Genomic DNA, 12,825 nt, shown 5'->3' with positions numbered 1-12,825 from the left:
TTGTTAAACATTCAATTTTGCTTTCTTTCTTTTCTCTCTTTCCTGTACATCAATCACCGCTACAGCAGTCATATTAACGATTTCATTTACGCTTGCTCCTAATTGAAGAATATGAACTGATTTACTAAGTCCCATAATTATGGGACCAATAGAATCCGACTTATTCAGTTCTTTCATTAATTTATACGTAATATTTGCCGATTCTAAATTTGGAAAAATTAAGGTATTTACTTTTTTACCTGCCAATTTAGAAAACGGAAATTTACTTTGCAGCAAGTCTGTATTCAAAGCAAAATCAGATTGTATATCTCCATCCACAACTAAATCCGGTTTTTTAGCGTGTAAAATTTCAACTGCTGCTCTTACTTTAGTGGCATGAGGATGTATGGAAGAACCAAAATTAGAATACGACAACATCGCCATAACTGGATCAAAACCAAAAGTGGTGGCTACATTAGCTGTCATTTGGGCAATATCAGCCAATTCTTCGGCAGTAGGATCAATATTTATTGCAGTATCTGCTAAAAACATAGGACCTCTTTCGGTCGTCAAAATATTTACGGTAGCTACTTTTTTCACATTCGAAGCTTTTCCTATAACTTCAAATATTGGTTTAACCACCGTAGGATAGGCTCTGGAATAGCCTGATATCATTCCGCCTGCGTCTCCTTCAAGTACCATCATCGCACCAAAATAATTGCGCGACCTCATTTTTATTTGGGCACCGTAAAGCGTCACACCACTTCTCTTTCTGTTATTCCAGAATTTAGTGGCATATTGATTTCTCATTTCATACGATTCTTCAGCATTTGTATCAATTATTAACACATCGGCATCAAATTCGATTTCCTTTTTTAATTCTAGTATCGTTTCTCTATTCCCCAATAATATCGGCTCTGCAATTCCTTCGTCAGAAACAATTTGGGCTGCTTTCAACACATCCAAATGGTCTGCTTCAGCAAAAACTATTTTCTTGGTATTCATTCTGGCTCGGCTGTGCAGCATACGCACCACTTTATTATCATTCCCGGAACGCTGCAACAATTCTTCTCTATACTTGTCCCAGTCTTCAATAGGCATTTTGGCAACACCACTTTCCATAGCCGCTTTGGCGACAGCCGGAGGAATTGACGAAATTAATCTGGGGTCAAATGGTTTTGGAATAATATAATCCCTTCCAAAAGTAAGACGGGTTTCGCCATAAGCGATATTCACTTGCTCCGGAACTGCTTCTCTAGTCAAATCGGCCAAAGCTTTCACAGCCGCCATTTTCATTTACTCATTGATTTTAGTCGCCCTAACATCCAGTGCGCCTCTAAAAATAAATGGAAATCCCAACACATTATTCACCTGATTCGGATGATCCGAACGACCGGTTGCCATAATAATATCTTTTCGGGTGCTTACCGCCAAATCATACGCAATTTCAGGATCTGGATTCGCCATTGCAAAAACAATAGGATCTTTTGCCATAGCAAGTAACATCGCTGGATTTACCACATCAGCAATCGAAAGTCCTATAAAAACATCGGCATCCACCATCGCTTCTTCCAGCGTATCTATCTTTCTGTCCGTAGCAAATTCTAGCTTTTCGGCTGATAAATTTTCTCTGTCACTTCGAATGACTCCTTTGCTATCAAGCATTACGATATTCTTGGCACTGGCGCCAAAAGCTTTGTATAATTTGGTACAAGAAACTGCGGCAGCGCCGGCACCACTGATTACGATGCGGACTTCTTCTATTTTTTTCTTGGTTATTTCTAATGCATTCAACAAGGCTGCTGCCGATATTATAGCCGTTCCGTGTTGATCATCGTGCATAACCGGAATATCCAATTCTTCTTTTAATCGTCTTTCGATTTCGAAAGCTTCCGGTGCTTTGATGTCTTCCAAATTGATTCCTCCAAAAGTAGGAGCCATAATTTTTACAGTTTCGATAAACTTGTCGATATCTTTAGTATCCAATTCGATATCAATACTATCAATATCAGCAAAAATCTTAAACAACAAGCACTTACCTTCCATTACCGGCTTTGAAGCTTCAGGTCCAATATCCCCTAATCCCAAAACGGCTGTACCATTGGTAATTACCGCAACAAGATTTCCTTTTGCAGTATATTTATAAACATCATCCTTATTTTTATGTATCTCTAAGCAAGGTTCTGCCACTCCTGGCGAATACGCTAATCCCAAATCTCGTTGGGTAGCATATGGTTTTGTTGGTACAATTTTTATCTTTCCGGGTTGTGGTTTGGCATGGTAAGCCAAAGCTTCACTTCTTAATTTTTCGTTACTCATAATTGGTATTATTTAGTAGTGCATTCTTTAAAATTAAATAGGCAAATTTCTTTTAATAACTATTTTACATTCACATTTTCGATAATCACGGCATACCCCATTCCCACACCAATGCACATCGTACACAATGCATATCTTTTATTTTGTTTTTGAAGTTCGATTGCGGCAGTTTGAATCAAACGAGTTCCTGACATTCCTAACGGATGACCAAGTGCAATGGCTCCTCCATTTGGATTGACTCTTGCGTCATTATCCGTTAATCCTAATGCTCTGGTACAGGCCAAGGCTTGGGCTGCAAAAGCCTCATTCAATTCTATAATATCAATATCATCCAATGTTAATCCTGCTTTTTGAAGTGCTTTTTGAGTAGCGCTTACAGGTCCAATTCCCATTATTCTAGGTTCTACACCTACTATTGCCGAAGAAACAATTCTGGCTAATGGTTTCAGATTGTATTGTTTTATCGCTTTTTCAGAAGCTAAAAATAATGCCGCCGAACCATCATTAAGACCCGCTGCATTACCCGCTGTTACACTTCCTGAATCTTTCTTGAAAGCCGCTCTTAAAGTCGCTAATTTTTCCAGAGAAGTATTTCCTTTTATGAACTCATCTTTAGAAAACACAGTAACAATTCCTTTTTTATCTGTCAGTTCTACTGCAATTATTTCTTCATCAAATCGTCCGTTTTGTTGTGCAGCAAATGCTTTTTGTTGTGAATTATAGGCAAATAAATCCTGGTCCTCTCTACTTATGCTGTACATGTCGACTAAATTTTCCGCCGTGATTCCCATCGCATCCGTGCCGTACATGGCGTCCATCTTAGGATTTACAAAACGCCATCCAAAACTGGAATCAAACATCTTGGCATCATTCCCAAAAGGCTTCGAAGTCTTGGAAATAACCCAAGGACTACGGGTCATATGCTCCATTCCGCCTGCAATCATAATATCAGCATCACCAACCTGAATACTGCGGGAGGCATCAATAACCGCTGACATCCCCGAAGCACAAAGGCGATTGACCGTTTGAGCCGGAACCGTAAAAGGCAAACCTGCCAATAAAGTAGCCATTCGAGCCACATTTCTATTGTCTTCCCCAGCCTGATTATGGTTTCCCAAAATCACCTCGTCAATCATTTCAACAGGAATATTCGGGTTTCTTTTTACTAATTCTTGGATGGTTAATGCCGCCAAATCATCCGCTCTTACGGTGGATAAACTTCCTCCAAAACTCCCTATCGGCGTTCGGATTGCATCTATGATATAGGATTGATTCATGATTTTCTACTTTAATTTTTCTATAAATTTTGCACTCGTTTTAGCGCGTACTTCTTCAAGAGAGCTTCCCGGCATAATTTCGATTAAGGTTAGTTTCCCTTCGTCAAAAGAAAAAACTGCCAAATCAGTTATCACTAAATCCACAACATCCGATGCAGTTAACGGCAATATACATTTGGGGACAATCTTAGAAGAACCATCAGGATTCGAATGTGTCATGGTGATGATTAATCGTTTGGCTCCTTTGGCCAAATCCATTGCGCCGCCAACACCCAATAAAGGTTTCCCAGGAACAGCCCAATTGGCAAGATTTGCAAATTCGTCCACTTCTAAACCACCCATAATCGCAGTATCCACATGCCCACCCCGAATCATCGCAAAGGAATCAGCACTATCAAAATAGCTGCTTCCTTTAAGTGCCGTAACGGGTATTTTACCCGCATTTACAGGATAATCCATGGCACCACCACCGTCAGTGGGAACTGGGCCTACGCCTAGCATTCCGTTTTCGGTATGCAGAATAATCCCGTGTTCATCAGTTATCAAATCAGCAACTAATGTTGGAATTCCGATTCCTAAATTTACCACATCTCCTTTTTTTAATTCTGTCAAAGCCCGTTTCGCCATATTCATTCGGCTTTCATCTACTTTTTTAGAAGTCGAAACAGAAGCTGAACTTCCTAAGTCTTCCAAAGTGATTTTGGCTTCGACCAAATAATCTACAAAACACCCCTGTGTATGAACAAATTCCGGTAAAATTTCACCTACGGGAACAATTTCTTCGACTTCGGCAATGACCAAATCAGCAGCAGTTGCCATGGCTTTATTGAAGTTGTTTTCGGTCATTCGGTATTGCAAATTCCCGGCGGTATCTGCTCTCCAAGCCCGAATAAAGGCTACATTCCCCCGAATTCCTTTGATAAAAACCTGTTCTACATCATCAATTATTTTGGTTTCTCTACCCTCGGCAATTAATGTCCCTGCGGATGTTGGCGTATAAAAACCTCCTATTCCTGCACCACCCGCCCGAATCGCTTCAGCAAGCGTTCCTTGAGGCAACAGTTCGTATTCGACCTGTCCCGTTTGCGCTGCTTTTACAGCATCTGGATTAGACGTAAAAAAAGAACCAATCATCTTTTTAAGCTGTCCATTTCGCAACAAACGCCCTCCTCCAAGACCTGCTTCACCAGTATTATTACCGATAAAAGTTAAGTTTTTTGTACCAATTTCGGCAAGTGCATGCATCAAATGAACAGGGTTTCCTGTCATTCCAAAACCACCTTGAAGCAGTGTATCACCGTCTTTCACCATTTTGGCGGCCGTGTGTAAATCTATAATAGGGACTTGTTTCATTTCTTTTTTTGTAAAATAATTTTATAAATGGAATGTGATTTTGAAGTCAAAATTTTTATTCGAAAGCTTCAAAAGGCAATCCTACATAATTCTCGGCAATGGTCGTAGCATATGCTTCAGAAATAGCTATATAATCAAATTTAGCTTGTTGCATGCTGTATTGAAAAGAACCGTGCTCTTCTTGTTTATGGAAAAGAGCAGTCATAAAATTCGAAAAATCCTGCGCACGCCAAATTCGTTTTAGAGCTGTTTTAGTATAACCATCCAACGCTTCCATTGTATTATTTTTGTAAAAATCAACCAATCCATCCACTAAATGCTTCACATCAGCAACAGCTAAATTAAGCCCTTTTCCTCCTGTTGGCGGGACTATATGAGCCGAATCACCTGCCAAAAACAATCTTCCATATTGCAAATTATCAATCATGTAACCGCGCATTGGTGTTATGCTTTTTTCAAAAATAGGTCCTGATTTCAATTCCCATCCTTCAGTTCCCAAACGAATTGCCAATTCTTCCCAAATGCGTTCGTCAGTCCAGTTTTCCAGCGTATCATCATTATCAACTTGAAGGTACAAACGGCTCACTTCTTCCGAACGAAGACTAGAAAGTGCAAAACCATTTTCATGATAGGCATAAATCAGTTCTTCGGATGATGGAGCAACATGGGCAAGAATTCCCAACCAACTAAAAGGATAGGTGTGCGTAAATTCTTTATAGCTTTCTTTAGGCAATGTCTTTCTGCCCAAACCATGAAATCCGTCACAAGCCATCGCAAAATCACAATCAATTCTGCCTTGTTCTCCTTCATGTTCAAAGTAAATTTTCGGGTTATTGGTTTCGAAATCTTCAATTTTTTCCGCTTGTGCTTCAAAATATATTTTCCCGCCTGAAGAAAGCCAAGCCTCAGTAAGATCTTTTACTACTTCTTGCTGACCATAAATAGTAATTTTTCGACCACCGGTAAGTTCGTCAAAAGGGACTCTTACTCGTTTTCCATTAAAACTTAAATAAACACCATGATGCTCTAATCCTTCTTCCACAAGACGATCAGCTACACCTAAATCTTTAAAAATGTCTACTGTATTTTGTTCCAACAATCCTGCTCTCACACGAGATTCTATATAGGTACGGCTTTGACGTTCAATGATTACGGCTTCAATTCCATTTTTTTTAAGCCAAATTGCAAGCGTAAGTCCGGCCGGGCCAGCACCGATGATGCCAACCTGAGTTTTGATATTTTTCATTTTTTTAAATGTCTTTTGGTCTATTTTTTATTTTCTCTAAATACGTCTTCTGCAGTATGGATAGCTTCATTGGCAGCCGGTAAGCCACAATACAAAGCGGATTGCATAATCACTTCTTTGATTTCGTTTTTAGAAACCCCATTATTGAAAGCCGCTTTGATGTGCATTTGCAATTCTGCTTTTCGGTTTAAGGCAATTAGCATGGCAATAGTTATCAGACTTCGATTGTGTTTTGATAATCCCGGTCGGGTCCAAATTTCGCCCCAAGCATAATTGGAGATAAATTTTTGAAATTCCCCATTAAATTCATTTAAGTTTTCATTCGCTTTATTAACATGTGCATCTCCCAAAACAGTTCGTCTTACGTGCATTCCTTTTTCGAAAGTGCTTTCCCCCACAATAAAATCGATGAGTATTTCAGCATATTCTTCTGGAAGTTCCGTGCTTGATAAATGACGTGCAGGAAGTACTTTCAGACTTGCATTTGGGATGTTTTTCACCAATTCTTCGGCTTGTGCAACATTGGTAACTTCATCTTCATTTCCAGTAATTATTAACGTTTCAGTGGTTATTTTATGCAAATGTTTTCTGAAATCACCATCTCTTACCGCAGCGCAACTATTGGCATACCCAAGAGCATTATTTTTAAGAAAAACAGCTTTAATTTCAGCAATTCTATTTGGATTATATTTTCTGAAATCATCGGTAAACCAGCGCTCCATAGTCCCATCTACTATAGCTTGCATTCCATCCTTGGTGATGGTATTGATTCTCTCGTTCCAAGTTTCCGTTGTTCCAATTTTAGAATCAGTATTACTTATAATCAATTTTATAATTCTATTAGGATGATGAATTCCGAGCCATTGTCCAATTAATCCACCCATCGAAAGGCCGCAGAAATATGCCTTTTCTATCTTCAACTCATTTAATAAGTCAACAACGTCATTTCCCAATATATCAATCGTATAAGGATTTTCAGTAACTTCACTTCCACCGTGTCCGCGAGTATCGTATTGCAACACTCGAAAATAAGGCAATAAGAAAGGAACCAATTCCTCCCACATTCCCATATCGGTACCCAAGGAATTAGAAAAAACTAAAACCGGGCTGTTTGGCGTTCCCGTTATTTTATAATTTGTTTTCATCTCTGTTTATTGGTATTTCTTTACAACTTGGTCGATTAATTCCAGACTTAACCCAATCGAATTTTTTGGGTCGAATAACGAGTCTAAATCGGCTATTTCGATATTCATTTCGAGAACCATTTCTTTTAAATGTTTCTTTTCCTGAATCGCTTTTTTACACGCATTTTCGATCCATTCATGCGCAGCGGACTTGCCTGTTTTTTGGGCTAATGCCAAAGCTAAATTTTCAGCATAAATTAAGCCTTTGGTCAATTCAAGATTGGCTAACATTCGAATTTCATCGACTTCCAATCCTTCGATTAAGGCAATGCTTTTTTCAACAGAACCAGCCGTTAATTGCATGATTTCAGTCAATACTTCCCATTCGGAATGCCATAAGCCAGCCGAACGCTCGTGTTCTTGGGGCATTGCCGAAAGTATCGTGGCAACCAAATGTGGCAACCGATTCGTATTCGCCAATATCGCTGCACAAGTCACTGGATTACGTTTGTGGGGCATTGTGCTTGAACCTCCTTTTCCATCAGCTGCACCTTCAAAAACTTCTCCAACTTCGGTTTGCATTAACAATGAAATATCCTTGGCTATTTTTCCTAAACTTCCACTTAAGATTCCCAAAATACTTGCTATTTCAGCCAAATTGTCTCGGTGCGAATGCCAAGTAAAAGAAGGCGCTAATCCCAATAAACGGGCAAATTCTTCTTGAATTTCTGTTGAAATATTTGTGTTTCCATTCCCTACTGCACCACCCAATTGTACTACTAAAATGCGTTTTTGAATTTCTTGCAGCCGTAGTTTGCTTCTTGTAATAGCTGTTAACCAACCCGCAGTTTTGAATCCAAAAGTCGTAGGTTTTGCCTGTTGCAAAAGCGTGCGGCCTATCATAATGGTTTGGCGATACTTGAGGGTTAATGCAATTAATTGTTCTTCTAAAAGATTAATTTTATTATCCAACCAAACGATAAATTGTTGTATTTGCAAAACCATTGCGGTGTCCACAATATCTTGGCTCGTTGCTCCCAAATGAATAAATTTGGCCGCTTCAATATCTTTATTTTTTACAATTTGAGTCAATTGTTTGACCAAAGGAATCGCAGCATTTCCCCCAAGCGCTATATCAATTTTAAGTTTTTCAATATCAATTTCAGAGGCACTAGAATTTGCTTCTATTGTTTCGGCGATAGCTTTAGAAAACAACCCTTTATTCGCTTGGGCTTTCGCCAAAGCCACTTCCACACGCAGCATTTTTCCGATAGCTTCCAAATCCGAAAACATCGCATCTACTTCTTTCGAATAAAATAATTGAGTGTATAAGCTCATAAATACTATTTTAAAATTAATGGTTAAATAGCAAAGAAAACGGTCTCCTTTTGTCCTTGCATATGAATATCTAACTCGTAAAATCCTTCTTTTTTCTGGGCAATAATGGTATTTCTTCTTTCTGAATCAATCGTATTTAAAACAAAATCTTGTACATTTAATACTTCTTCATCCGAAAAGTAAACCCTTGTATACGAATGGATTAATTGTCCGCGCATAAAGATGATAAGGGTGGCATAAGGAGCTTGACCATCAACCGATTTCGGTTTTATCGTTTCAAAAATAAAATGATTTTCAGCATCCGTTCCTGTACCAAATCTACCAAAAAATTGATTTGCTCCGTCATTCTGCCAAAGTTCTATCATGGCATCAGGAACAGGCTTATTTTCCCCATCGAAAATTTTCCCTTTTATCGTTATCAAATCCAAGGTTTTGTCAGAGATGCGATTTCCTACTAAACTTTCGAAATCATAGCAGTATTGCTTAGGAGTAAGCCCATAAGCAAAATAAGGTCCAACGGTTTGTGAAGGTGTTTGTAACATTTTACTATTCATTATTTCTATGGAATTTCTTATCTGTTTTCAAATGGTGTTGCTTGATTTCCTCTTAAAACGATATCAAAACGATACCCAAGCGCAAAGTTGGGTTCGGTTATCTCTAAATCGAATTTAGAAATCAGCAGTTCGCGACCTTTCGCTTTTACTGCCTGATAAATAGGATCATATTGCAACAACGGATCGCCAGGAAAATACATTTGCGTGATTAATCGGCTGGAAATTTCGTTGCCAAATAACGAAAAATGAATGTGATTGGGACGCCAAGCATTGTGATGATTTCCCCACGGGTACGCTCCAGGTTTTATAGTGTAAAATCTATAATTTCCTTCGGAGTCCGTCATGCAACGTCCAGTTCCTAAAAAATTGGGATCCAAGGGCGCATCATGTTGATCTACTTTATGCACATACCGACCCGCAGCATTGGCTTGCCAAATTTCAATCAGCGTATGAGGTATCGGTTGCCCTTTTTCATTCATTACTTTTCCATGAACTATAATACGTTCGCCTATTGGTTCACCGTTTTTGATTGCGTTTTTAGTCAAATTATTGTCTAAAATCCCCAAATTAAAATCCTCAAAAAGAGGTCCTGTCTTTTCTGCCAACGATTTCTTCAAAACAATCAAAGGTTTACTAGGCGCACGTAAAATTGTGGATTTATATTCTGGATACAAAAACGATGGTTGCACTTCTATATCAAAAGAGCTTTCTATAAAATCACTCATATAATAGTATTACTAGTTATAAAAATCTATAAAACAAATGTATTCCAAGTGATGATTACAATTTTGGACTATCTCTATATAATCTTGCACAAAAGAAACATTTTGTATTTTTAATTCAAAAAAAATTAATACTATTGTAATCTCAAAATAACCATGAAAAAAAATCTTCTCAATTACAAAGGGCTCTATGGTGACAATAATCAACGTGATTTTGGTGATTTTGTGAACCATGAATTATTAGCAACCAGAAGCAAATTGTATAATTGGGAAATTAACGTTCACTTACACACGGATCTGTTCCAGATTTTTATTATTTCTTCCGGTGAAGGCGTTTTGATTCAAGACAACAAAAGAATAAATCTGAAGGCTCCATGCATTCTTTTAATTCCCACAAATACCTTCCATGGCTTTGAATTTCAGTCAGATGTAATTGGAGAAGTGTTTACTATTTCGGAACAGTTCATTGAAACTATTTTTAAAAATACGCCGCTTATTTTATTGGAATTAAACAAAGCAAAACAGTATAGTTTTAATTTGGACAACCAAGATTTAAATGATTTTATTTATCTTAAAAATAAGATAACCAAAACGATTTCTGAAAACAGTTCCTATAAACAAATCAGTCTTCAATCACTATTTCAATTATTCTTCATAGGACTGCATCATTTAAACAACACCTTTGAAGACCAAAAAGAACTATCCAATAATAGAACATTAGGTTATTTTCATGCTTTTCAAAAACTGATTAAAAAAACATTACCCGAATCTAAACTCATAAAAGAGTATGCAAATGAATTGCGAATTACCCCCGTTCATTTGAATCGTATTTGCCAGACTTTGGTACAAAAAACAGCCTTACAGGTCGTGCACGAATATTGCATTACCGAAGCAAAAAAATACCTGTTATATTCCTCCTATTCCATCTCTGAAATCTCCTATTTACTAAATTTTAAAGATCCTGCTTATTTTTCCCGATTGTTTAAAAAACAAACCGGTCTTTCCCCTAATATTTTTAGAAGCAATAACAGCCAAAAAGATAGTAATTAGTCTATTTCTTACTGCTTTTAGTCAAAATTGAATACTCTATCGTTTTAAAATTAAGTTAAATCAATAAAAATGATTGATTTTGATTATTTCTAGCGTTTAAATGATTCTCTTCCTACAGTATTTTTTAAGAATTTTGTATAAATTACTTTGATTAATTATTGATTGTATAAAAAATCAAGTATTTAAATCAACGAATAGATTTTTTTTAACTCCCATAATAGAGATATGATTTTAGAAATAGCAACATTTGACATAAAAGAGCAATCACAAACTTCTTTTATTGATGCCTTTCAGGAAGCTAAATTAGTGGTGGCAAAATCCAAAGGTTTCCTTGGATTAGAATTCCAACATTGCATCGAAATCCCAACCAAATTTGTGGTATTAATACAATGGGAAACACTGGAAGACCACACTATTGGTTTTAGGGAATCTCCTTTATTTACCCAATGGAGAGCTATTTTGTCTCCCCATTTTCAAAATCCACCTATTGCAGAACATTTTCAAACCATCAATAAAATATAATCCACCCATGAAACGAATAATTAAAGAAGGAATCGCATTATTTGAAGTAGAATCTAACGACAAAAAAGTTAGAGAAATAGTTGAAAACGTATTAGAAGAAGTTAAAAATGGTGGTGACGCCGCTGTTCGATCTTTATCTGAAAAATTTGACAAATGGTCGCCGGCAAGTTTTCTGCTTTCAAAAGAAACAATTGAAGAAATTATCAGCGGTGTTCCGGAACAAGTTTTAGAAGACATCAGATTTGCACAAACACAGGTTAGAAATTTTGCGCAACATCAAAAAAATTCTATGCATGATATTGAAGTGGAAACACTTCCAGGTGTTTTTCTTGGACATAGAAATGTACCTGTAAACAGTGTGGGTTGTTACATTCCAGGCGGTCGTTACCCAATGGTAGCTTCGGCGCACATGAGTGTGCTCACTGCAAAAGTAGCCGGAGTAAAACGCGTTATTGCCTGTACACCACCTATAAATGGGCAGATTCCTGCCGCAACTGTTGCTGCCATGTATATGGCTGGCGCCGATGAAATCTATTTATTGGGAGGTATCCAGGCTATTGCCGCTATGGGAATAGGAACAGAAACAATCGAATCTGTGGATATGATTGTTGGTCCCGGAAACTCTTATGTAGCGGAAGCCAAAAGACAATTATTCGGAAAAATAGGAATCGATTTATTGGCAGGTCCTACGGAAACTTTGGTTATTGCTGATGAAACCAGCGATGCCGAAATTTGCGCTGTAGATTTATTGGGACAAGCAGAACATGGACCAACATCTCCATCCATTTTATTGACCAATTCGGAGAAATTAGCTTACGAAACTTTGGCAGAAGTAGAAAGACAACTAAAAACGTTACCTACTGCAGATGTAGCCAGCATTTCTTGGAGAGATTATGGCCAAATTATCTTAGTTGACACTATTGATGAAATGGTAGCTGAAGCGGACAGAATTGCCAGCGAACACGTTCAGGTAATGACAGCAGACCCAAGATACTTCTTGAAACACATGACTAATTTTGGCGCTTTGTTTTTAGGAAAATATACTAATGTGGCTTACGGTGATAAAGTAATTGGAACCAATCACACGTTACCAACAAAACATGGAGCAAAATATACTGGCGGATTATGGGTTGGGAAATTCATGAAAACTTGTTCGTATCAAGAAATAAGAACTCCGGAAGCTAGTGCTATGATTGGTGAATATTGTTCTCGTTTATGTGCAATAGAAAATTTCTGGGGACACAAAGAACAAGCCGATATTCGCGTCAGAAGATATGGTGCTAAAGAAGTTTCGCAAGAGTAAACTGCGCAAAAAATACGCACCCAGATTTGGTGGATTTT

The 12,825-nt window shown here is 37.7% G+C and carries 10 protein-coding genes and 1 pseudogene; 3 read left to right on the top strand and 8 right to left on the bottom strand.

Annotated elements, in window-relative coordinates:
- Positions 1-3 precede the first annotated feature (3 nt).
- The 8 genes and pseudogenes from ACM55M_RS16485 to pcaH all read right to left on the bottom strand — a co-directional run bounded on the left by ACM55M_RS16485 (position 4) and on the right by pcaH (position 9,915).
- Positions 4-2,298, bottom strand: a pseudogene (locus ACM55M_RS16485) (NADP-dependent malic enzyme).
- A gap of 59 nt (positions 2,299-2,357) precedes the next feature.
- A complete protein-coding gene (gene pcaF / locus ACM55M_RS16480) occupies positions 2,358-3,575 on the bottom strand; it encodes a 3-oxoadipyl-CoA thiolase (protein ID WP_416858774.1) in 1,218 nt (405 codons plus the stop codon).
- Positions 3,576-3,581: 6 nt separating this feature from the next.
- The gene (locus tag ACM55M_RS16475; protein WP_416858773.1) at positions 3,582-4,928 is read right to left on the bottom strand and encodes a 3-oxoacid CoA-transferase; all 1,347 of its coding nucleotides are present in this window, start codon (positions 4,926-4,928) and stop codon (positions 3,582-3,584) included.
- Positions 4,929-4,983: 55 nt separating this feature from the next.
- Complete coding sequence (locus tag ACM55M_RS16470) at positions 4,984-6,174, bottom strand: 4-hydroxybenzoate 3-monooxygenase (protein ID WP_416858772.1); 1,191 nt, start codon at positions 6,172-6,174, stop codon at positions 4,984-4,986.
- Between the two features lie 20 nt (positions 6,175-6,194).
- Complete coding sequence (gene pcaDC / locus ACM55M_RS16460; protein ID WP_465245436.1) at positions 6,195-7,319, bottom strand: bifunctional 3-oxoadipate enol-lactonase/4-carboxymuconolactone decarboxylase PcaDC; 1,125 nt, start codon at positions 7,317-7,319, stop codon at positions 6,195-6,197.
- Between the two features lie 6 nt (positions 7,320-7,325).
- Positions 7,326-8,636 carry a 3-carboxy-cis,cis-muconate cycloisomerase gene (gene pcaB / locus ACM55M_RS16455; RefSeq protein WP_416858771.1) on the bottom strand — a complete coding sequence of 437 codons (1,311 nt, stop codon included), beginning with the start codon at positions 8,634-8,636 and terminating at the stop codon, positions 7,326-7,328.
- Between the two features lie 23 nt (positions 8,637-8,659).
- Positions 8,660-9,178 (bottom strand): protocatechuate 3,4-dioxygenase subunit alpha, encoded by a 519-nt coding sequence (pcaG, locus tag ACM55M_RS16450; RefSeq protein ID WP_416858770.1) that lies wholly within the window; start codon positions 9,176-9,178, stop codon positions 8,660-8,662.
- A gap of 29 nt (positions 9,179-9,207) precedes the next feature.
- Positions 9,208-9,915 carry a protocatechuate 3,4-dioxygenase subunit beta gene (gene pcaH / locus ACM55M_RS16445; RefSeq protein WP_416858769.1) on the bottom strand — a complete coding sequence of 236 codons (708 nt, stop codon included), beginning with the start codon at positions 9,913-9,915 and terminating at the stop codon, positions 9,208-9,210.
- 153 nt (positions 9,916-10,068) lie between these two features.
- Between pcaH and ACM55M_RS16440 the strand changes: the two genes are divergently transcribed.
- The 3 genes from ACM55M_RS16440 (at position 10,069) to hisD (ending at position 12,787) form a co-directional block, all read left to right on the top strand.
- Positions 10,069-10,962 carry a helix-turn-helix domain-containing protein gene (locus tag ACM55M_RS16440; protein WP_416858768.1) on the top strand — a complete coding sequence of 298 codons (894 nt, stop codon included), beginning with the start codon at positions 10,069-10,071 and terminating at the stop codon, positions 10,960-10,962.
- 225 nt (positions 10,963-11,187) lie between these two features.
- Positions 11,188-11,484 (top strand): antibiotic biosynthesis monooxygenase family protein, encoded by a 297-nt coding sequence (locus ACM55M_RS16435; protein ID WP_416858767.1) that lies wholly within the window; start codon positions 11,188-11,190, stop codon positions 11,482-11,484.
- 7 nt (positions 11,485-11,491) lie between these two features.
- Entirely contained in the window at positions 11,492-12,787 is a 1,296-nt protein-coding gene (gene hisD, locus ACM55M_RS16430) for a histidinol dehydrogenase (RefSeq protein ID WP_416858766.1), read from the top strand.
- The last annotated feature ends 38 nt before the right edge of the window (positions 12,788-12,825 follow it).

The sequence above is a fragment of the Flavobacterium galactosi genome (assembly GCF_048158585.1).
In the GTDB taxonomy this organism is placed as follows: Bacteria; Bacteroidota; Bacteroidia; order Flavobacteriales; family Flavobacteriaceae; genus Flavobacterium; species Flavobacterium galactosi.
Note: the sequence above shows the minus strand (reverse complement) of the source record. Positions and strands in the feature narration are given on the sequence as shown.

Coding starts and splice junctions, on each gene's coding strand:
- ACM55M_RS16470 (WP_416858772.1), bottom strand. CDS start 6,174: ATGAAAAATATCAAAACTCAGGTTGGCATCATCGGTGCTGGCCCGGCC.
- pcaF (WP_416858774.1), bottom strand. CDS start 3,575: ATGAATCAATCCTATATCATAGATGCAATCCGAACGCCGATAGGGAGT.
- ACM55M_RS16435 (WP_416858767.1), top strand. CDS start 11,188: ATGATTTTAGAAATAGCAACATTTGACATAAAAGAGCAATCACAAACT.
- pcaDC (WP_465245436.1), bottom strand. CDS start 7,319: ATGAAAACAAATTATAAAATAACGGGAACGCCAAACAGCCCGGTTTTA.
- pcaH (WP_416858769.1), bottom strand. CDS start 9,915: ATGAGTGATTTTATAGAAAGCTCTTTTGATATAGAAGTGCAACCATCG.
- ACM55M_RS16440 (WP_416858768.1), top strand. CDS start 10,069: ATGAAAAAAAATCTTCTCAATTACAAAGGGCTCTATGGTGACAATAAT.
- pcaG (WP_416858770.1), bottom strand. CDS start 9,178: ATGTTACAAACACCTTCACAAACCGTTGGACCTTATTTTGCTTATGGG.
- hisD (WP_416858766.1), top strand. CDS start 11,492: ATGAAACGAATAATTAAAGAAGGAATCGCATTATTTGAAGTAGAATCT.
- ACM55M_RS16475 (WP_416858773.1), bottom strand. CDS start 4,928: ATGAAACAAGTCCCTATTATAGATTTACACACGGCCGCCAAAATGGTG.
- pcaB (WP_416858771.1), bottom strand. CDS start 8,636: ATGAGCTTATACACTCAATTATTTTATTCGAAAGAAGTAGATGCGATG.